The organism is Pseudomonas sp. 20-5 (assembly GCF_056782835.1).
On sequence record NZ_CM165584.1, the window covers coordinates 5,864,516 to 5,884,791 of the forward strand.

The 20,276-nt window shown below is 65.8% G+C and carries 17 protein-coding genes and 1 tRNA gene; all 18 read left to right on the forward strand.

What is annotated here, in order from left to right:
- Positions 1–42: 42 nt before the first annotated feature.
- The 18 genes from AC1RB9_RS27030 (at position 43) to arcD (ending at position 20,265) form a co-directional block, all read left to right on the forward strand.
- Positions 43–738, forward strand: a complete 696-nt coding sequence (locus AC1RB9_RS27030) for an ABC transporter permease (protein ID WP_003105543.1) — start codon at positions 43–45, stop codon at positions 736–738.
- Positions 735–1,427: an ABC transporter permease gene (locus AC1RB9_RS27035; protein ID WP_003096163.1), complete on the forward strand. Its 693-nt coding sequence runs from the start codon at positions 735–737 to the stop codon at positions 1,425–1,427. Before AC1RB9_RS27030 ends, AC1RB9_RS27035 begins: the two co-directional genes overlap by 4 nt.
- A 68-nt stretch (positions 1,428–1,495) precedes the next feature.
- Positions 1,496–2,716 carry a methyltransferase gene (locus AC1RB9_RS27040; RefSeq protein WP_003457728.1) on the forward strand — a complete coding sequence of 407 codons (1,221 nt, stop codon included), beginning with the start codon at positions 1,496–1,498 and terminating at the stop codon, positions 2,714–2,716.
- A gap of 403 nt (positions 2,717–3,119) precedes the next feature.
- Positions 3,120–3,590, forward strand: a complete 471-nt coding sequence (locus AC1RB9_RS27045) for a MarR family winged helix-turn-helix transcriptional regulator (protein WP_003105547.1) — start codon at positions 3,120–3,122, stop codon at positions 3,588–3,590.
- A 3-nt stretch (positions 3,591–3,593) separates the two neighbouring features.
- Complete coding sequence (locus AC1RB9_RS27050; RefSeq protein WP_003118019.1) at positions 3,594–5,072, forward strand: efflux transporter outer membrane subunit; 1,479 nt, start codon at positions 3,594–3,596, stop codon at positions 5,070–5,072.
- A gap of 14 nt (positions 5,073–5,086) precedes the next feature.
- Complete coding sequence (locus AC1RB9_RS27055; protein ID WP_003110594.1) at positions 5,087–6,271, forward strand: HlyD/EmrA/EmrK family protein; 1,185 nt, start codon at positions 5,087–5,089, stop codon at positions 6,269–6,271.
- A 10-nt stretch (positions 6,272–6,281) separates the two neighbouring features.
- A complete protein-coding gene (locus AC1RB9_RS27060) occupies positions 6,282–7,811 on the forward strand; it encodes a DHA2 family efflux MFS transporter permease subunit (RefSeq protein ID WP_003096173.1) in 1,530 nt (509 codons plus the stop codon).
- Positions 7,812–7,884: 73 nt separating this feature from the next.
- Positions 7,885–7,960 (forward strand) — tRNA-Thr (locus tag AC1RB9_RS27065).
- A gap of 234 nt (positions 7,961–8,194) precedes the next feature.
- The gene (gene rfbB, locus AC1RB9_RS27070; RefSeq protein ID WP_003096179.1) at positions 8,195–9,253 is read left to right on the forward strand and encodes a dTDP-glucose 4,6-dehydratase; all 1,059 of its coding nucleotides are present in this window, start codon (positions 8,195–8,197) and stop codon (positions 9,251–9,253) included.
- Positions 9,250–10,158 carry a dTDP-4-dehydrorhamnose reductase gene (rfbD, locus tag AC1RB9_RS27075; RefSeq protein ID WP_003457735.1) on the forward strand — a complete coding sequence of 303 codons (909 nt, stop codon included), beginning with the start codon at positions 9,250–9,252 and terminating at the stop codon, positions 10,156–10,158. Before rfbB ends, rfbD begins: the two co-directional genes overlap by 4 nt.
- Positions 10,155–11,036: a glucose-1-phosphate thymidylyltransferase RfbA gene (rfbA, locus tag AC1RB9_RS27080; RefSeq protein ID WP_003105518.1), complete on the forward strand. Its 882-nt coding sequence runs from the start codon at positions 10,155–10,157 to the stop codon at positions 11,034–11,036. The genes rfbD and rfbA overlap by 4 nt, the downstream gene beginning before the upstream one ends.
- Positions 11,036–11,581 (forward strand): dTDP-4-dehydrorhamnose 3,5-epimerase, encoded by a 546-nt coding sequence (rfbC, locus tag AC1RB9_RS27085; RefSeq protein WP_003096184.1) that lies wholly within the window; start codon positions 11,036–11,038, stop codon positions 11,579–11,581. Before rfbA ends, rfbC begins: the two co-directional genes overlap by 1 nt.
- Before the next feature lie 59 nt (positions 11,582–11,640).
- Positions 11,641–13,479 carry a two-component system sensor histidine kinase DctB gene (gene dctB / locus AC1RB9_RS27090; protein ID WP_004352408.1) on the forward strand — a complete coding sequence of 613 codons (1,839 nt, stop codon included), beginning with the start codon at positions 11,641–11,643 and terminating at the stop codon, positions 13,477–13,479.
- Positions 13,476–14,864: a two-component system response regulator DctD gene (dctD, locus tag AC1RB9_RS27095; protein WP_003096187.1), complete on the forward strand. Its 1,389-nt coding sequence runs from the start codon at positions 13,476–13,478 to the stop codon at positions 14,862–14,864. Before dctB ends, dctD begins: the two co-directional genes overlap by 4 nt.
- A 240-nt stretch (positions 14,865–15,104) precedes the next feature.
- The gene (dctP, locus tag AC1RB9_RS27100) at positions 15,105–16,100 is read left to right on the forward strand and encodes a C4-dicarboxylate TRAP substrate-binding protein DctP (protein WP_003105525.1); all 996 of its coding nucleotides are present in this window, start codon (positions 15,105–15,107) and stop codon (positions 16,098–16,100) included.
- A gap of 18 nt (positions 16,101–16,118) precedes the next feature.
- Entirely contained in the window at positions 16,119–16,751 is a 633-nt protein-coding gene (gene dctQ / locus AC1RB9_RS27105) for a C4-dicarboxylate TRAP transporter small permease protein DctQ (RefSeq protein ID WP_003105527.1), read from the forward strand.
- Entirely contained in the window at positions 16,748–18,031 is a 1,284-nt protein-coding gene (gene dctM / locus AC1RB9_RS27110) for a C4-dicarboxylate TRAP transporter large permease protein DctM (protein WP_003105529.1), read from the forward strand. The genes dctQ and dctM overlap by 4 nt, the downstream gene beginning before the upstream one ends.
- A gap of 785 nt (positions 18,032–18,816) precedes the next feature.
- A complete protein-coding gene (gene arcD / locus AC1RB9_RS27115) occupies positions 18,817–20,265 on the forward strand; it encodes an arginine-ornithine antiporter (RefSeq protein WP_003123669.1) in 1,449 nt (482 codons plus the stop codon).
- The last annotated feature ends 11 nt before the right edge of the window (positions 20,266–20,276 follow it).

Sequence of the window (20,276 nt, forward strand, 5' to 3'; positions counted from 1 at the left end):
CGGGTGCGTCCCGGCGGTGGCCGCCTTCAGGCCTGACTTCTCATGATTCTCGACCTGCATGGGTTCGGCGAGCAACTGCTCGCCGGTACCTGGATGACCCTCAAGCTGTCGCTGGCGGCGGTCTGCGTGGGGCTGTTGCTCGGCCTCCTCGGCGCCATCGCGAAGACTTCGAAGTACGCGGCCCTGCGTTTCCTCGGCGGCACCTACACCACCATCGTCCGTGGCGTGCCGGAAACGCTCTGGGTACTGATGATCTATTTCGGCACGGTGAGCGGCCTGAACGCCCTCGGCGACCTTTTCGGCAAGCCGGACCTGGCGCTCTCGCCGTTCGCCGCCGGCACCCTGGCCCTCGGCCTGTGCTTCGGCGCCTACGCCACCGAGGTGTTCCGCGGCGCGCTGTTGTCCATTCCGCGCGGCCATCGCGAGGCCGGCCAGGCGCTCGGCCTGTCGCCCGGACGGATATTCTGGCGCATCGTCCTGCCGCAGATCTGGCGGGTCGCCCTGCCCGGCCTCGGCAACCTGTACCTGATCCTGCTGAAGGACACCGCGCTGGTGTCGCTGATCACCCTCGACGAGATCATGCGCAAGGCGCAGGTCGCCTCCAACGCGACCAAGGAACCCTTCACCTTCTACATGACCGCGGCCGCCATCTACCTGAGCCTCACGGTCGTCATCATGGTCGCCCTGCACTTCCTCGAACGTCGCGCCGGCCGTGGTTTCGTGAGGAACGAGCTATGAGCGAGTGGGAGCTGATCCTCAAGTGGATGCCGAAGATGCTCCAGGGCGCGGCGCTGACCCTGGAGCTGCTGGCGATCGCGGTGGTCGCCGGGCTCGCCCTGGCCCTGCCGCTGGGCATCGCCCGCGCCTCGCGGCACTGGTACGTGCGCGCGGTGCCGTACGCCTACATCTTCTTCTTCCGCGGCACGCCGCTGCTGCTGCAACTGTTCATCGTCTACTACGGCCTGGCGCAGTTCGAGGAAGTGCGCAAGAGCGCCTTCTGGCCCTACCTGCGCGATCCGTACTGGTGCGCGCTGCTGACCATGACCCTGCACACCGCCGCCTATATCGCCGAGATCCTCCGCGGCGCGATCCACTCGGTGCCGGTCGGCGAGGTGGAGGCCGCCCGTGCCCTCGGCATGTCGCGGCGCCAGGCGCTCTGGCACATCATCCTGCCGCGCGCGGTGCGCATCGGCCTGCCGGCCTACAGCAACGAAGTGATCCTGATGCTCAAGGCCAGCGCGGTGGTCTACACCGTGACCCTGTTCGACATCATGGGCATGGCCCGGACCATCATCGCCCGCACCTACGAATCGATGCTGTTCTTCTGCCTGGCCGGCGCGCTGTACCTGGTGATCACCATCGTGCTGACGCGGATATTCCGCCTGATCGAACGCTGGTTGCGGGTCGACGCCACCCAGGGCCGCTGAGCGGGCGCTTTCCGATGCCTGCGGGGCGGCTATAATCGCCGCCCCGTTTTCCCGCTGCCGCTCGCATCGTGTCCGAAACCTTCCCGTTCCTCACTGGCGACGCCCTGTCGCAGCGCTTCCTCGCGCTGGACGCGTTCCTCCTCGAACACCAGCGGCTCTGGCGACCCCGCCCGTTCAGCGAACCGACCCTGGCGTGGGAAGCCGAACACACCGAGCTGGCGTCCTGGCTGCGCGGGCGCAGCCTCGAACAGGCCGACGCGGAGCACAACCAGCCCACCCGCCTGGCCGCGCCCGCGCCTTATCCGCAGCTCGCCGCCCAGGCCGCAGCGCTGGGCGCGGTCGGCGAACTGCCATTGGCGGAACGCCCGCAGGCACCGAACCGCTTCAATGTCGACGTACCGGGACGCAAGTGGCAGCAGATCGGCCTGTTCGCCGGGCGCCTGCAGTTCGCCAGGCCGGTCGTCCACTGGCTCGACTGGTGCTCCGGCAAGGGCCATCTGGGCCGCCTGCTGGCCCATGCGGGGCAACCGCTGACCTGCCTCGAACACGATCCCGCGCTGGTCGCCGACGGACAGCGCCTGAGCGACCGCCTGGGGCTCTCCGCCCACCACCTCCGCCAGGATGTGCTGGCCGTGGACTGCGCCGAGCGCCTGCTTCCCGGGCATACGCCAGTGGCCCTGCACGCTTGCGGCGAACTGCACCTGCGCCTGCTGCGCCTGGCCAGCCAGGCCGGCTGTCGCCAACTGGCGGTGGCGCCATGCTGCTACAACCGCATTCCGGGGCCTTTCTACCAGCCGCTCTCGCAAGCGGCAGGCCGATCGCTGCTCGCGCTATCGCTTGACGACCTGCGCCTGCCCCTGAGCGAGACAGTCACCGCCAGCCAACGGGTCCGTCGCCAGCGCGACCAGTCGATGGCCCGGCGCCTGGGTTTCGACCTGCTGCAGCGCGAGCTACGCGGAATCGACCAGTACCTCAGCGTGCCTTCCCTTCCGGTGGCCTGGCTGGAACGTCCATACGCCGACTACTGTCGCGAACTCGCCGTCCTCAAGGGACTTCCCGAACCGGCCGCGCGCGACTGGCAGGCGCTGGAAGCGGCCGGCTGGAAGCGCCTGGCGATGGTTCGCAACCTGGAACTGGTGCGCGCCCTGTTCCGCCGCCCGCTGGAACTCTGGCTGCTGCTGGACCGCTGCCTGTATCTGGTCGAACAGGGCTATAGCGTCCGCCTGGGCGAGTTCTGTCCGACCTCCCTGTCTCCGCGAAACCTGCTGATCCTTGCGGAGCGCAGCTGATACGGGTGTTCCGGATGGTTGCCCACACAACCTGTGGATAAGTCTGGTGACAAGTTCTGGGAAACATCTGCAGAGGGGCCCGTATCCAGGGGCGGCCAATGCTGTTCAAAAAATGAACAGAAAAAATAAAATCCATATAAAACAATATCTTGTTAACAACCGAAATAACCGCAGCGACTCTTAGAGCGTTTCCTTCCTATCCCTTGCCCACTTGTGCATAAGCCTGGCTTTCCGGTTAATCCGAAAGTGGACTTCAGCACCGGCAATAGTTGCAGAACGGCATCGTATGACGTTCGAAGGAACGGATTGTTCTTTTATTGCAACGGTTGACCTCTTGTTAATCGCTGCCTAGGCAGTATTATTTTGAAACACTTTCCCTGCCTAGACAGCGATCCCCTCCACCATGGGTCACTACAGCGCCTCCGACTTTCCCTTCAAGGGCTCCATTGGCCAGCTCATCGGCGTCAGTGCCGCGACCAAGGACCGCATCCTCGAGAAGCACCTCGCCGCGCTGGACATAACCGCCGCCCAGTTCAAGGTGCTGATCTTCGTCGGTCTCAACCGTGCCAACAGTCCGGTCGAACTGTGTCGCGAGCTGTCGGTGGACAGCGGCTCGATGACTCGCATGCTGACGCGCCTGGAGAAAAAAGGGCTGCTGCTGCGCGGCCGCTGTCCCGAAGACCGCCGTTGCCTGCGCCTGGATCTCAGCGAAGCGGGACGGAAGGTCCAGGAGCAGCTTCCGCTGATCGCCTCGGCGGCGATGAACGAGCTGGTCGCCTGCCTGAGCACGGAAGAATTGCAGACGCTGACCCATCTGCTGACCAAGGTTCTGCTACACGCCGGCTGCCCTAGGGCCAGCCTGCAGGAGTCCTGATCCATGCCGTTCCCTCTTCTCCATCCCTGGCCGCAGCGATTGGCGCTGGCCTCGGCGATAGTGCTGGCCGCCGGCTGCGTCACTTCCGAAGGCCTGGAACCGAACGCCCGACTGCAACCGGCAGGCGCCCTCCAGGCGGGCAGGAGCCTGGACGGCGTAGCCCTTTCGCCAGCGGCCTGGCCGCGCCAGGACTGGTGGACCGGGCTCGGCGACCGGCAGCTCGACCAACTGATCGGCGAAGCCCTGCAAGGCACCCCCGACCTGCAGATCGCCGAGGCGCGTGCGCGCCAGGCGGCGGCAACGGCCCAGGCGCAAGATGCCGCGCGCCAGCCGACGCTGGACGCCAAGGCCAGCTACTCCGGCATCCGCGCGCCGACCAGCGTGGCCCCGGCACCGCTCGGCGGCCGCTATTCGGCGATCAAGTACCTGTCGCTCGGCTTCAACTACGACTTCGACCTCTGGGGCGGCGAGCGCGCCGCCTGGGAAGCCGCCCTCGGCCAGGCCAATGCCGCCCGGATCGACAGCCAGGCCGCACGCATCGGCCTCTCGGCGAGCATCGCCCGCGCCTACAGCGACCTCGCCCACGCCTTTACCGTGCGCGATCTCGCCGAGGAAGAACTGAAGCGCTCGCAGCGCATGACCGAGCTGAGCCAGAAGCGCATGAGCGCCGGACTCGACAGTAAGGTCCAGCTGCAACAGACGCAGACCCAGCTGGCCACCGCCCGCCAGCAGCTCAGCGCCGCCGAGCAGGACATCGCCAGCGCCCGCATCGCCCTCGCCGTGCTGCTGGGCAAGGGGCCCGATCGCGGTCTCGAACTGCAGCGCCCGCAACCGCTGAACCCGGCCAGCCTGAGCCTGCCCTCGGTGCTCCCGGCGGAACTGCTCGGCCGCCGCGCCGACATCGTTGCCGCGCGCTGGCGGGTCGAGGCGGCGCGCCGCAACATCGACTCGGCAAAGACCGAGTTCTATCCCAACCTCAATCTCGGCGCGATGGCCGGCCTCGCCGCCCTGCACACCAGCGACGTGTTGCAGGCGCCGAGCCGCTTCTTCCAGGTGGCGCCGGCGATCTCCCTGCCGATCTTCGACGGTGGCCGCCGCCGCGCCAACCTGGCCGAACGCGACGCCGACTACGACCTGGCCGTCGGCCAGTACAACAAGACGCTGGTCCAGGCCCTCGGCGAGGTCAGCGATAACCTCGGCAAGTTGCGCTCCCTGGAGCAGCAGGTGATCGACCAGCGCCAGGCCCGCGATATCGCCAGGTCCAACTTCGACCTGGCCATGCGTCGCTACGGCGAAGGCGTCGGCAGCTACCTCGACGCCCTCAGCGTGCAACAGCAACTGCTGGTCGCCGAACGCCAGCTGGCCAGCCTGGAGAGCCAGCAGATCGATCTTTCCGTCCAACTGGTCCAGGCCCTGGGCGGCGGTTTCCAACCCGATTCCCGCTCCGCTGCGCTCGCTACCGCGAAAGCGCCGGCAGAATGAACGAGGCACCCACCATGACTACCGCCAACAGCGAAACCCCCGCCGGCAACCCGAAGCGCAAGCGCTGGTTGCTGATCCTGCTCGCCGTGATCGTTCTCGCCACCCTGGCCAGCGTGGCCTGGGAGTTCTTCTACGGCCGCTGGCACGAGGACACCGACGACGCCTACATCAACGGCAACGTGGTACAGATCACCCCGCAGATCGTCGGCACCGTGGTCAGCATCGGCGCCGACGACGGCGACCTGGTGCGCAAGGGCCAGGAACTGGTCAGGTTCGATCCCAGCGACGCCGACATCGCCCTCCAACGCGCCGAGGCCAACCTGGCCCACACCGTGCGCCAGGTGCGCGGGCTGTTCAGCAACGTCGACGGCTATCGCGCCGAGGTCGCCACCCGCAAGGTCGCGCTGGCCAAGGCCGAGGCCGACTACAAGCGGCGCAAGAACCTCGCCGACGACGGCGCCATTTCCCAGGAGGAACTGGCCCACGCCCGCGACGCCCTGGACAGCGCGAAAGCCTCGCTGACCAGCTCGGAACAGCAGTTGAACACCAATCGCGCGCTGGTCGACGACACCCAGATCACCTCCCATCCGGACGTCAAGGCCGCCGCCGCGCAACTGCGCCAGGCCTACCTGGACGACGCCCGCTCGACCATCGTCGCGCCGGTCACCGGCTACGTCGCCAAGCGCAGCGTACAGGTCGGCCAGCGCGTGCAACCGGGCAATGCGCTGATGGCCGTGGTCCCGCTGGACCAGATCTGGATCGACGCCAACTTCAAGGAAACCCAGCTCAAGCACATGCGTATCGGCCAGCCGGTGGAGATCCGCTCCGACCTCTACGGCAGCGACGTGCGCTACAGCGGCACCGTCGACAGCCTCGGCGTGGGCACCGGCAGCGCGTTCTCCCTGCTGCCGGCGCAGAACGCCACCGGCAACTGGATCAAGATCGTCCAGCGGGTGCCGGTGCGCATCCATATCGATCCGCAAGAATTGCAGAAGCATCCGCTGCGCATCGGCCTGTCGATGGACGTCAAGGTCGACCTGCACGACCAGAGCGGCCCGGCCCTGGCCCAGCAGCCACCGCGCGAAGCGCTGTTCTCCACCGATGTCTACCAGCAGCAACTGGCCTCGGCCGACAAGCTGATCGAACGCCTGATCGAAGCCAACCTCGCCGAAGACCACGGCAAGACCGCCCAGCGTTGAGCCCGCCAGCATGAGCGAAAGCAGCAGCTTCTCCCCGCCCAGCCTGGTGATGGCGACCATCGGCCTGTCCCTGGCGACTTTCATGCAGGTGCTCGACACCACCATCGCCAACGTCGCCCTGCCGACCATCTCCGGTAACCTCGGGGTGAGTTCGGAACAGGGCACCTGGGTGATCACCTCGTTCGCCGTGAGCAACGCCATCGCCCTGCCGCTGACCGGCTGGCTGGCCCGGCGGGTCGGCGAGGTGCGCCTGTTCATCGCCGCCGCGCTGCTGTTCGTACTCGCCTCGTTCCTCTGCGGCATCGCCCAGTCGATGCCTTCTCTGGTCGGCTTCCGCGCCTTGCAGGGCTTCGTCGCCGGGCCGCTGTATCCGATCACCCAGACCCTGCTGATCTCCATCTACCCACCGGCGAAGCGCGGCATGGCCCTGGCCCTGCTGGCGATGGTCACGGTGGTGGCGCCGATCGCCGGGCCGATCCTCGGCGGCTGGATCACCGACGACTACAGCTGGCCGTGGATTTTCTTCATCAACGTGCCGGTCGGCCTGTTCGCCGCTTTCGTCGTCTACCAGCAACTGAAGGCACGCCCGGTGGTGATCAAGAAGGCGCCGATGGACTACGTCGGCCTGATCGCCCTGGTGATCGGCGTCGGCGCCCTGCAGATCGTCCTCGACAAGGGCAACGACCTGGACTGGTTCGAGTCGAACTTCATCGTCGGCGGCGCGCTGATCGCGGCGATCGCCCTGGCCTTCTTCATCATCTGGGAATTCACCGACCGCCATCCGATCGTCAACCTGCGCCTGTTCGCCCACCGCAACTTCGCCGCCGGCACCCTGGCGCTGGTGCTGGGCTATGCCGCGTTCTTCGGCATCAACCTGCTGCTCCCGCAATGGCTACAGACCCAGATGGGCTACACCGCCACCTGGGCCGGGCTGGCCGCCGCGCCAATCGGCATCCTCCCGGTGTTCCTCTCGCCGCTGGTCGGCCGCTACGCCAACCATTTCGACCTGCGCATGCTCGCCGGCCTGTCGTTCCTGGCGATGGCCATCACCTGCTTCATGCGCGCCAACTTCACCACCGAGGTCGACTACCAGCACATCGCCATCGTGCAGTTGATCATGGGGCTCGGCGTGGCGTTCTTCTTCATGCCGATCCTGAGCATCCTGCTCTCCGACCTGCCCCCCGACCAGATCGCCGACGGCTCCGGCCTGGCCACCTTCCTGCGCACCCTCGGCGGCAGCTTCGCCGCCTCGCTGACCACCTGGATCTGGAACCGCCGCGCCACGCAACACCACGCCTACCTCAGCGAAAACATCAGCCTCTACGACCCGGCCACCCACGAAACCCTCGCCCAGCTCGGCGGCAACACCCAGGCGAACGCGGCGCTGCTCGACCGGATGGTGCAGAGCCAGGCCTACATGATGTCCACCATCGACTACTTCACCATGCTCGGCTGGCTGTTCCTCGCCCTGCTGGTGATCATCTGGCTGGCCCGCCCGCCGTTCGGCGCCAAGCCCGGCGCGGCCGCCTCCGGGCACTGAGGACGAACGGCATTCGGGCAGGAAAATCAGTGGTTTACTCCTGGCGGCGGCTGGCTATAATGTCGCCCTCTTCGCCGGTATAGCTCAGCTGGTAGAGCAACTGACTTGTAATCAGTAGGTCCCGGGTTCGACTCCTGGTGCCGGCACCATGAATCCCGAAAAGCCCCGCCTCGCGCGGGGCTTTTTGTTTTATCCTGCTTCCTTTCTACCCAGTGATGGCACTTCGAATAGAATGCCGGGTCAGATGCACCTACCAGATCTGGGGTTGGCAGGATCGCCATTTTTCCCGTACTAATCGTCGTCTTCACGATCGATTGGTACACCTTGGCGGGACGTGTCGAAGCAGCCCTACGGACAACCACTGCTTGAACAAGGTATGACTCATGACGATTCTCGTGACCGGCAGCGCCGGCTTCATCGGCGCCAATTTCGTGCTCGACTGGCTGGCCCTGCATGACGAGCCGGTGGTCAGCCTCGACAAGCTCACCTACGCCGGCAACCGGCAGAACCTCGCCAGCCTCGACGGCGACGCCCGGCACACCTTCGTCGCCGGCGATATCGGCGATAGCCAGCTGGTAGCCCGCCTGCTCGCCGAGCACCAGCCGCGGGCGATCCTCAACTTCGCCGCGGAATCCCATGTGGACCGCTCGATCCACGGCCCCGAGGACTTCATCCAGACCAACATCGTCGGCACCTTCCGCCTGCTGGAAGAAGTGCGCGCCTACTGGGGCGCGCTGGAGCCGGAAGCGAAGGCGGCATTCCGCTTCCTCCACGTCTCCACCGACGAAGTCTATGGCTCGCTGGCACCGAGCGATCCGGCCTTCACCGAGAACAACCGCTACGAGCCGAACAGTCCCTACTCGGCGTCCAAGGCGGCCTCCGACCACCTAGTGCGGGCCTATCACCACACCTATGGGCTGCCGGTGCTGACCACCAACTGCTCGAACAACTACGGCCCGTACCACTTCCCGGAAAAGCTCATCCCACTGGTGATCCACAACGCCCTGGCCGGCAAGCCGCTGCCGATCTACGGCGACGGCCAGCAGATCCGCGACTGGCTCTACGTCAAGGACCATTGCAGCGCCATCCGCCGGGTCCTCGAAGCCGGGCAACTGGGCGAGACCTACAATGTCGGCGGCTGGAACGAAAAGGCCAACCTCGACGTGGTCGAGACCCTCTGCGCCATCCTCGACCAGGAGCAGCCGCGCGCCGACGGCCGCAGCTATCGCGAGCAGATCACCTTCGTCAAGGATCGTCCGGGCCATGATCGCCGCTACGCCATCGATGCCACGCGCCTGGAGCGCGAGCTGGGCTGGAAGCCGGCGGAAACCTTCGAGACCGGCATCCGCAAGACCGTGCGCTGGTACCTGGACAACCAGGACTGGGTGGCCAACGTAACCAGCGGTGCCTACCGCGAGTGGGTGGGTAAGCAGTACGCATGAACCGGATCCTTCTCCTCGGCGCCAACGGCCAGGTCGGCTGGGAGCTGCAGCGCGCCCTGGCGCCGCTGGGCGAACTGCTGGTCTGTGACCGTCGGCGCGCCGATCTCGCCGACCCCGAAGGCCTGGCGCGACTGGTTCGCGCCGAGCGGCCGCAGTTCATCGTCAACGCCGGTGCCTACACCGCGGTGGACAAGGCCGAGAGCGATGCCGACAACGCCCGCCTGATCAATGCCCGCGCCGTCGCGGTACTGGCCGAGGAGGCCGCGGCCTGCGGCGCCTGGCTGGTGCATTACTCCACCGACTACGTGTTCGACGGCGCGGGCAGCGTGCCTTTCGCCGAGGACGCGCCGACCGGCCCGCTGAGCGTCTACGGGCAGACCAAGCTGGAAGGCGAGCAGGCCATCCGCGCCAGCGGCTGCCGCCACCTGATCTTCCGCACCAGCTGGGTCTACGCCGCGCGCGGCGGAAACTTCGCCAAGACCATGCTGCGCCTGGCCGGGCAACGCGACGAACTCAAGGTCGTGGCCGACCAGTTCGGCGCGCCCACCAGCGCCGAGCTGATCGCCGACGTCACCGCCCAGGCCCTGCAGCGCCTGCGCTGGGATGTCGAGCTGGCAGCACGGGCCAGCGGCACCTACCACCTGGTCGCCAGCGGCGAGACGTCCTGGCACCTCTATGCGCGCTTCGTCATCGAACAGGCGCTGGAGCGGGGCTGGGAGTTGCAGGCGACGCCGCAGCGGGTCCTGCCGATCGCCACCGAGGACTACCCGGTGCCGGCGAAGCGTCCGGCCAATTCGCGCCTCGACAACCGCAAGCTGCAACAGGTCTTCGGCCTGGTACTGCCAGACTGGCGCTACCATGCCGGACGCATGATCCAGGAACTGAGCGAGCAGGGACCACTATGAAACGCAAGGGCATCATCCTCGCCGGAGGCTCGGGCACCCGCCTGCACCCGGCAACGCTGGCCATCTCCAAGCAGTTGCTGCCGGTGTACGACAAGCCGATGATCTACTACCCGCTCAGTACCCTGATGCTGGCGGGCATCCGCGAGATACTGATCATCTCGACCCCACAGGACACCCCACGCTTCCAGCAGTTGCTGGGCGACGGTTCGAACTGGGGCCTGGACCTGCAATATGCCGTGCAACCGTCGCCGGACGGCCTGGCCCAGGCCTTCCTGATCGGCGAGTCGTTCATCGGCAACGACCTCAGCGCGCTGGTCCTGGGCGACAACCTCTATTACGGCCACGACTTCCACGAGTTGCTCGGCAGCGCTTCGCAGCGCCAGACCGGCGCCAGCGTCTTCGCCTACCACGTGCTGGACCCGGAGCGCTACGGCGTGGTCGAGTTCGACCAGGGCGGCAAGGCCATCAGCCTGGAAGAGAAGCCACTGGAGCCGAAGTCGAACTACGCGGTCACCGGCCTGTATTTCTACGACCAGCAGGTGGTGGACATCGCCAGGGACCTGAAGCCTTCGCCGCGCGGCGAGCTGGAGATCACCGACGTCAACCGCGCCTACCTGGAGCGCGGCCAGCTCAGCGTGGAGATCATGGGCCGCGGCTACGCCTGGCTGGATACCGGCACCCACGATTCGCTGCTCGAGGCCGGCCAGTTCATCGCCACCCTGGAGAACCGCCAGGGTCTCAAGGTGGCCTGCCCGGAAGAGATCGCCTACCGGCAGAAGTGGATCGACGCCGCGCAACTGGAAAAACTCGCCGCGCCGCTGGCCAAGAACGGCTACGGCCAATACCTCAAGCGCCTGCTGACCGAGACCGTGTACTGATGAAAGCGACCCGCCTGGCAATTCCCGACGTCATCCTCTTCGAACCCCGGGTGTTCGGCGACGATCGCGGATTCTTCTTCGAAAGCTACAACCAGCGCGCCTTCGAGGAAGCCTGCGGTCATCCGGTCAGCTTCGTCCAGGACAACCATTCGCGTTCCGCCCGTGGCGTCCTCCGCGGCCTGCACTACCAGATCCGGCAAGCCCAGGGAAAACTGGTGCGCGCCACTCTCGGCGAGGTATTCGACGTGGCCGTCGACCTGCGTCGCGGCTCGCCGACCTTCGGCCAGTGGGTAGGCGAACGCCTGAGCGCGGAGAACAAGCGCCAGATGTGGATTCCGGCCGGCTTCGCGCACGGCTTCGTGGTGCTCAGCGAATACGCCGAGTTCCTCTACAAGACCACCGACTTCTGGGCGCCGGAACACGAACGCTGCATCGTCTGGAACGATCCCGAGCTGAAGATCGACTGGCCGCTGCAGGATGCCCCCCTGCTTTCGGAGAAGGACCGCCAGGGCAAGGCATTCGCCGACGCCGACTGCTTCCCCTGAACGGCAGGGAGCGACCGGACTCGGCGCAAGGCGTGATAATTTAGGGCATCCCGTCCGGGATGCCCCGGATACTCGCAGCCACGGCAGGTTCGTTCGTCTTGAAAGCCTATTTCCATCGCTGGCGCTCGCTGGTCATCCTCGCCCTGCTTCTCGCGCCCTTGCTCTGGCCCCTGCAATATTTCGCCGAGCGCTACTACAGCGAGCAGTTGGCCGAGCAGAACCGCCAGACGCTCGACCTCTACGTCGCCAACCTGCTCGGCACGCTGCGCCGCTACGAAGAACTGCCGCAGATCCTCGGCGGTCTGCCGGTGCTGCGCCAGGCCCTGCAACAACCTGGCGACCCGCTGCTGCAGAAGATCGCCAACGAGGCGCTGGCCGACATCCGCCGACGCACCGGCGCCGACGTGATCTACCTGCTGCAACCGGACGGCACCACCCAGGTCGCCTCCAACTGGGCCCAGGCGGACAGTTTCGTCCACCGCAACTTCGCCTTCCGCCCCTATTATCGCGAGGCCATGCAGGGCCGCCTGGCGCGCTTCTTCGGCCTGGGCACCACCTCGATCAAGCGCGGCTACTACTTCGCCAGCGCGGTGAAGGAAGGCTCGCGGATCATCGGCGTGCTGGTGGTGAAGGTCGATCTCGAACACATCGAACGGCTCTGGGGCAATTCCCCGGAGCAACTGCTGGTGATAGACAACTACGGCGTGGTGATCCTCTCCTCCCGCGAGGATTGGCGCTTCCATGCCAGTCGGCCGCTGAGCGCGGCGGAGCGCGACGAGATCCACGCCAACATCCCCTACCCGGTGCAGGACCCGAAGCCCCTGCGCCTGCAGCAGAGCGCCTGGCTCAGCCAGAGCCGGACGCTACCGGAAACCGGCTGGACGGTGAGCATCTACGCCCCCCGCACCCTCATCGAACGGCCGGTGCGCAGCGTCCTGCTGATCGGCGGCGCGACCCTGCTCGCCCTGCTCCTGCTGCTTACCCTGCTGACCCTCAGCCGCCGTCACTACCTGGACCGCATCGCTCTCGAGGCCGAGGCCAAGCGCCAGTTGGAAGAGCGCGTACTGGAACGCACCCGCGAGCTGGAGAACGCCAACGCGCAGTTGCAGCAGGAAGTCCACGAACGCGAGCAGGCCCAGCGCGAGCTGATGCGCGCCCAGGACGAAGTGGTCCAGGCCGGCAAGCTCACGGCCCTCGGCACCATGTCGGCGAGCATCAGCCACGAACTCAACCAGCCGCTGGCGGCGATCCGCAGCTACGCCGACAACGCCCGGGTGCTGCTCGACCACCAGCGCACCGAGGACGCCCGCGGCAATCTCGAGCAGATCAGCGACCTCACCACCCGCATGGCCTCGATCATCGCCCACCTCAAGGCCTATGCCCGCGGTGCGCGCCGGGCGCCGGAGAACGTGCAGTTGCAGCCGGCGATCGAGGACGCCCTGTCGATGGTGGCCAGCCGGCGGCGGGCGATGAACGTCGAACTGCTGCGCGACGTGCCGGACGCCCCGCTGTGGGTCCAGGCCGGCGAGACCCGCTTGCGGCAGATCCTCGGCAACCTGCTCACCAATGCCCTCGACGCGCTCGCCGAGAAAGCTCCGCCACGGCGCCTATGGGTGATCGCCAGCCAGGACCAGCACGGCGTGATCCTGACCCTGCGCGACAACGGCCCGGGGTTTTCCGAGGACGCCCTGGCCCACGCCCACGAACCCTTCTTCACCACCAAGACCACCGCCAAAGGGCTCGGCCTCGGCCTGGCCATCTGCGATAACCTATTGCGCGCCCTCGGCGGCCGCCTGGAAATGGGCAACCATCTCGAAGGCGGCGCCGTGGTGCGCCTGCACTTGCTGCCGGGAGTTCCCGGCGTCGCCGCCATGCCCCAGGAGGAAACCCGCGCATGAGTCCCTTCGCGCCATTCGATGCCCAGACCCAGGTCCTGCTGATCGACGACGATCCGCACCTGCGCCAGGCCCTGCGCCAGACGCTCGACCTCGCCGGGCTCAAGGTCGCGACCCTGGACGACGCGCGCCAGCTGGATACCGCGCAGTGCAAGGACTGGCCCGGGGTGGTGGTCAGCGACATCCGCATGCCCGGCATCGATGGCATGGAACTGCTCCGCCAATTGCACGAACAGGACGCCGACCTGCCGGTGATCCTGATCACCGGCCACGGCGACGTGCCGCTGGCGGTCCAGGCCATGCGCGGCGGCGCCTATGACTTCCTGGAAAAGCCCTTCCCCAGCGACGCCCTGCTCGACAGCGTGCGCCGCGCCCTGGAGGTGCGCCGGCTGGTCCTGGAGAACCGCACCCTGCGCCTGGCCCTGGCCGAACGCCACGAGCTGCATGGGCGCCTGATCGGACGCTCGGCCGGCATGCAGCGCCTGCGCGAGCAGGTCGGCTCGCTGGCGGCGATCCAGGCCGACGTGCTGGTCCTTGGCGAAACCGGCGCCGGCAAGGAGGTGGTCGCGCGGGCCCTGCATGACCTGTCGAGCCGACGCGACGGACCGTTCGTCGCGATCAACGCCGGCGCCCTCGCCGAATCGGTGGTGGAAAGCGAACTGTTCGGTCACGAGGCCGGCGCCTTCACCGGCGCGCAGAAGCGCCGCATCGGCAAGTTCGAGTACGCCAATGGCGGCACCCTGTTCCTCGACGAGATCGAGAGCATGAGCCTGGACGTGCAGGTCAAGCTGTTGCGCCTGCTGCAGGAACGGGTAGTCGAGCGGCTCGGCTCCAACCAGTTGATCCCGCTGGATATCCGCATAATCGCGGCAACCAAGGAAGACCTGCGCCAGGCCGCCGACCAGGGCCGCTTCCGCGCCGACCTCTATTACCGCCTCAACGTCGCCAGCCTGCGCATTCCACCGCTGCGCGAGCGCGGCGAAGACATCCCGCTGCTGTTCCGCCATTTCGCCGAAGCCGGCGCCATGCGTCATGGCCTGACGCCACGCGAACTGGACGCCGGCCAGTCGGCGCGGCTGCTGGCCTACGACTGGCCGGGCAACGTGCGCGAATTGCAGAACGCCGCCGAGCGCTTCGCCCTGGGTCTCGGCCTGAGCCTGGACGACGGAGTCCTGCCCGACGCCGCCGACGAGCCGCACAACCTCAGCGCCAAGGTCGAGGCCTTCGAGCGCTCGCTGATCGCTGCCGAACTGGAACGCCCGCACAATTCGCTGCGCAGCGTCGCCGAGGCCCTCGGTATCCCGCGCAAGACCCTGCACGACAAGCTGCGCAAGCACGGCCTGCCGTTCAACACGCCTGGCGAAAATCCGCCAGATGATGGCGAATGAATGGCGGATTACCGCCAACCGTTCGCCATCCGCGCCCGCAGCATCTCCCCTGCGTACCCTTGCCCGACTGGCACAGGGCTTGCTCACGGCTTCCCGAGCGTTCCAACAAGCAGAAGACCAGGCGCTTTTCCGATTCACGCAGCATCTGCCGCTGCGCTGCCTAGACTTCCCTTGTTCGGCCACGCCGAGAGGACACCCGTCCTCTTCATAAAAGACAGACAAGAACAAAGAGGAAGTCTCATGCTCAAGCACACCGCGAAGGCGCTCGTCTGCGCACTTTCCCTGACCGTCGCCGGAATCGTCCAGGCAGCCGACCCGATCGTCATCAAGTTCTCCCACGTCGTCGCCGAGCACACGCCCAAGGGCCAGGGCGCGCTGCTGTTCAAGAAACTGGTGGAGGAACGCCTGCCGGGCAAGGTCAAGGTGGAGGTCTACCCGAACTCGTCGCTGTTCGGCGACGGCAAGGAGATGGAAGCCCTGCTGCTGGGCGACGTGCAGATCATCGCGCCGTCGCTGGCCAAGTTCGAGCAGTACACCAAGAAATTGCAGATCTTCGACCTGCCGTTCCTGTTCGACAACATCCAGGCGGTCGACCGCTTCCAGCAGAGCCCGCAGGGCAAGGAGCTGCTGACCTCGATGCAGGACAAGGGCATCACTGGCCTCGGCTACTGGCACAACGGGATGAAGCAGTTGTCCGCCAACAAGCCCCTGCGCGAGCCGAAGGACGCCCGCGGCCTGAAGTTCCGCGTGCAGGCCTCCAAGGTGCTCGAGGAACAGTTCAAGGCGGTGCGCGCCAACCCGCGCAAGATGAGCTTCGCCGAGGTCTATCAGGGCCTGCAGACCGGCGTGGTCAACGGTACCGAGAACCCCTGGTCGAACATCTACTCGCAGAAGATGCACGAAGTGCAGAAGTACATCACCGAGTCCGACCACGGCGTGCTGGACTACATGGTGATCACCAACACCAAGTTCTGGAACGGCCTGCCGGAAGACGTGCGCGGCGTGCTGGCCAAGACCATGGACGAGGTCACCGTGGAGGTGAACAAGCAGGCCGAGGCGCTCAACCAGGGCGACAAGCAGCGCATCGTCGAGGCCAAGACCAGCGAGATCATCGAACTCACTCCCGAACAGCGGGCCGAATGGCGCAAGGCCATGCAGCCGGTGTGGAAGAAGTTCGAAGGCGAGATCGGCGCCGACCTGATCAAGGCCGCCGAAGCCGCCAACCAGGCCCAATAAGAAGAAGAGGGAAAGCCCATGCACGCGCTCGCGCGCGTCTGGGCGCGCCTGGAGGAAGGCCTGATCGCCTTCCTCCTCGCCGCCATGACGCTGGTTACCTTCGTTTATGTAGTCCTCAATAACCTCTATACGCTGCTCTACGATCTCGCCGATCTCTGGGAGGGCGGCAACGAGACGCTGCTCGCCATCGGCGATGGGGTCCTCACCCTGGCCCAGGAGATGACCTGGAGCAACGCCCTGACCAAGGCCCTGTTCGCCTGGCTGATCTTCCTCGGCATCGCCTACGGCGTACGCACCGCCGGGCACCTCGGCGTGGACGTGCTGGTGAAGCTGGCCTCGCGACCGGTACAGCGAGTGCTCGGCGTGATCGCCTGCCTGGCCTGCCTCGGCTACGCCGGCCTGCTCTGCGTGGCCAGCTACGACTGGGTGAAGACCCTGTTCATCGCCGGCATCGGCGCCGAGGACCTCGACCACTTCGGCATCCGCCAATGGCACATCGGCCTGATCGTGCCGGTCGGCTTCGCCCTGGTGTTCATCCGTTTCGCCGAGATCCTCGTGCGCATCCTGCGCAACCGCCAGACCGGACTGGGACTGGCCGACGAGGCTGCCGACGCGCTGAAGCTGACCGAGCACGAGGAGCCCAAGGCATGACCATTCTGTTCCTCTTCCTGCTGCTCTTCCTGCTGATGTTCATCGGCGTGCCGATCGCCGTCTCCCTGGGTCTCTCCGGCGCACTGACGATCCTCCTGTTCAGCCCGGACTCGGTACGCTCGCTGGCGATCAAGCTGTTCGAGACCTCCGAGCACTACACCCTGCTGGCGATCCCGTTCTTCCTGCTCTCCGGCGCGTTCATGACCACCGGTGGCGTGGCGCGGCGCCTGATCGACTTCGCCAACGCCTGCGTCGGACACATCCGTGGCGGCCTGGCGATCGCCGCGGTGCTCGCCTGCATGCTCTTCGCCGCGCTATCCGGCTCGTCTCCGGCAACGGTGGCGGCAGTGGGTTCGATCGCCATCGCCGGCATGGTCCGCTCGGGTTATCCACAGGCGTTCGGCGCTGGGATCGTCTGCAACGCCGGCACCCTCGGCATCCTCATCCCGCCATCGATCGTGATGGTGGTCTACGCCGCCGCCACCGAGACCTCGGTGGGCAAGCTGTTCATCGCCGGCGTGGTTCCGGGGCTGCTGCTGGGACTGATCCTGATGGTGGTGATCTACATCGTCGCCCGGGTCAAGAAGCTGCCCGCCATGCCAAGGGTCAGTCTGCGCGAATGGCTGGCCAGCGCGCGCAAGGCGCTGTGGGGTCTGCTGCTGATGGTGATCATCCTCGGCGGCATCTATTCCGGCGCCTTCACCCCCACCGAGGCCGCCGCCGTCGCCGCGGTGTACTCGGCCTTCGTCGCACTGTTCGTCTACCGCGACATGCGCCTGAGCGAATGCCCGAAGGTGCTGCTGGAGTCCGGCAAGCTGACCATCATGCTGATGTTCATCATCGCCAACGCCATGCTCTTCGCCCACGTGCTGACCACCGAGCAGATACCGCAGAGCATCGCCAGCTGGGTCACGGAACTGGGACTTTCGCCATGGATGTTCCTGCTGGTGGTGAACATCGTGCTGCTGATCGCCGGCAACTTCATGGAGCCTTCGGCGATCATCCTGATCCTGGCGCCGATCTTCTTCCCCATCGCCATGGAGCTGGGCATCGATCCGATCCACCTCGGCATCATCATGGTGGTGAACATGGAGATCGGCCTGATCACGCCGCCGGTCGGGCTCAACCTGTTCGTCACCTCGGCGGTCACCGGCATGCCGCTGGGCGCGACCATCCGCGCAGCGCTGCCGTGGCTGATGATCCTGCTGGTGTTCCTGATCATCGTGACCTACATCCCGGCGGTATCCCTGGCATTGCCGAACTGGCTGGGGATGAGCTGACGGAACGGTAACGACGGCGGAAAACCCCGCCCTGCGCTCGGGCCTTCGGCAAAAATCCGCTCATGCCGCAGGCCCGTGCCCCGCAGTTGACGGGCCGGGCCACCTGTCGATGGCTGGCACGCCGCTTGCTCAATCGCTCGCAGTGCCCCTGGCACCGGCTTTCGGTTCGCCCAGCGAACCGCGCCCTTCGGCCACGAACCGGATGGCGGCCCCTTCCCCTGTGCCGACGTGCGCCAGCACGCGCGGCGGGTGGGCGGCGATCCCGTCCCCCCAGCGGTCTTCACACCCTGAAGCCCAAATGAAGAGCCCGGCGAACGCCGGGCTTCTTCATTTCTTTCCTTGTGCTTTTTCGTTCTTTGATAAGAGCGGAAAATTATTTTTACTTATAAATAAAAAATACTCCTCTCGAAATACTGCAACACTTCCCTGGAAAGTCGCGGCGGTTTTTCGACGGACCGTCAACAAGCCGGCGACCACCCACCTGAAAGTCAGAATACCGTCTCGCGAAATTCATTGATCGGCATCAACGATCCGGCTTTATCCGCGGCTTATAGCCCGATTTCAAGCTTTCCCCGTAGCGGATGGCAAGTCTTCCCCTAACACATGAAAAAACCGCCCTATTCCGGGCAGGTCTTAGATTCCTCTTCTATCTTTGGCACTCGCGACTTACAGGAATGCGTCATCTAATTACTTTGAGTAGGAAGCTATTGACGTGGATCAGCATTCAACAATAGCCGCTGCCGCCTAATGTCTTCACTCTCAATTCCTATAGGGAGATTCCGAAAATGTCCCAAGAATCCAGCCAAAAACTCCGACTAGGAGCGCTAACGGCTCTGGTTGTCGGCTCGATGATCGGAGGGGGCATCTTCTCCCTCCCGCAAAACATGGCAGCCAGCGCCGATGTCGGCGCCGTCCTGATCGGATGGGCGATCACCGCCGTCGGCATGCTCACCCTCGCTTTCGTCTTCCAGACCCTCGCCAACCGCAAGCCCGAACTCGACGGCGGCGTGTACGCCTACGCCAAGGCCGGCTTCGGCGACTACATGGGTTTCTCCTCGGCCTGGGGCTACTGGATCAGCGCCTGGCTGGGCAACGTCGGCTACTTCGTCCTGTTGTTCAGCACCCTCGGCTACTTCTTCCCGATCTTCGGCAAGGGCGACACCGTCGCGGCGATCGTCTGCGCCTCGGTCCTGCTCTGGGCCCTGCACTTCCTGGTGCTGCGCGGGATCAAGGAGGCGGCGTTCATCAACACCGTCACCACCGTGGCCAAGGTCGTGCCGCTGTTCCTGTTCATCCTGATCTGCCTGTTCGCCTTCAAGCTGGACATCTTCACCGCCGACATCTGGGGCAAGAGCAACCCGGACCTGGGCAGCGTGATGAACCAGGTGCGCAACATGATGCTGGTCACCGTCTGGGTGTTCATCGGCATCGAGGGCGCGAGCATCTTCTCCTCCCGCGCGGAAAAACGTTCCGACGTCGGCAAGGCCACCGTGATCGGCTTCATCACCGTCCTGCTCCTGCTGGTGCTGGTCAACGTGCTGTCCATGGGCGTGATGACCCAGCCGGAACTGGCCAAGCTGCAGAACCCGTCGATGGCGCTGGTACTCGAGCATGTGGTCGGCCACTGGGGCGCCGTGCTGATCAGCGTCGGCCTGCTGATCTCGCTGCTGGGCGCGCTGCTCTCCTGGGTGCTGCTGTGCGCCGAGATCATGTTCGCCGCCGCCAAGGACCACACCATGCCGGAGTTCCTGCGCCGCGAGAACGCCAACCAGGTGCCGGCCAACGCCCTGTGGCTGACCAACATCTGCGTACAGGTGTTCCTGGTGGTGGTGTTCTTCACCTCGGGCGACCCGGACGGCATGGACCCGTACACCAAGATGCTGCTCCTGGCCACCTCGATGATCCTGATCCCGTACTTCTGGTCCGCCGCCTATGGCCTGCTGCTGACCCTGAAGGGCGAGACCTACGAGAACGATGCCCGCGAACGCAGCAAGGACCTGGTCATCGCCGGCATCGCCGTGGCCTACGCGGTCTGGCTGCTCTACGCCGGGGGCCTGAAGTACCTGCTGCTGTCCGCCCTGCTGTATGCGCCCGGCGCGATCCTTTTCGCCAAGGCCAAGCACGAGGTCGGCCAGCCGATCTTCACCGGAATCGAAAAACTGATCTTCGCCGCAGTCGTCATTGGCGCCCTGGTGGCTGCCTACGGCCTCTACGACGGTTTCCTCACCCTCTGATTACTCCACTG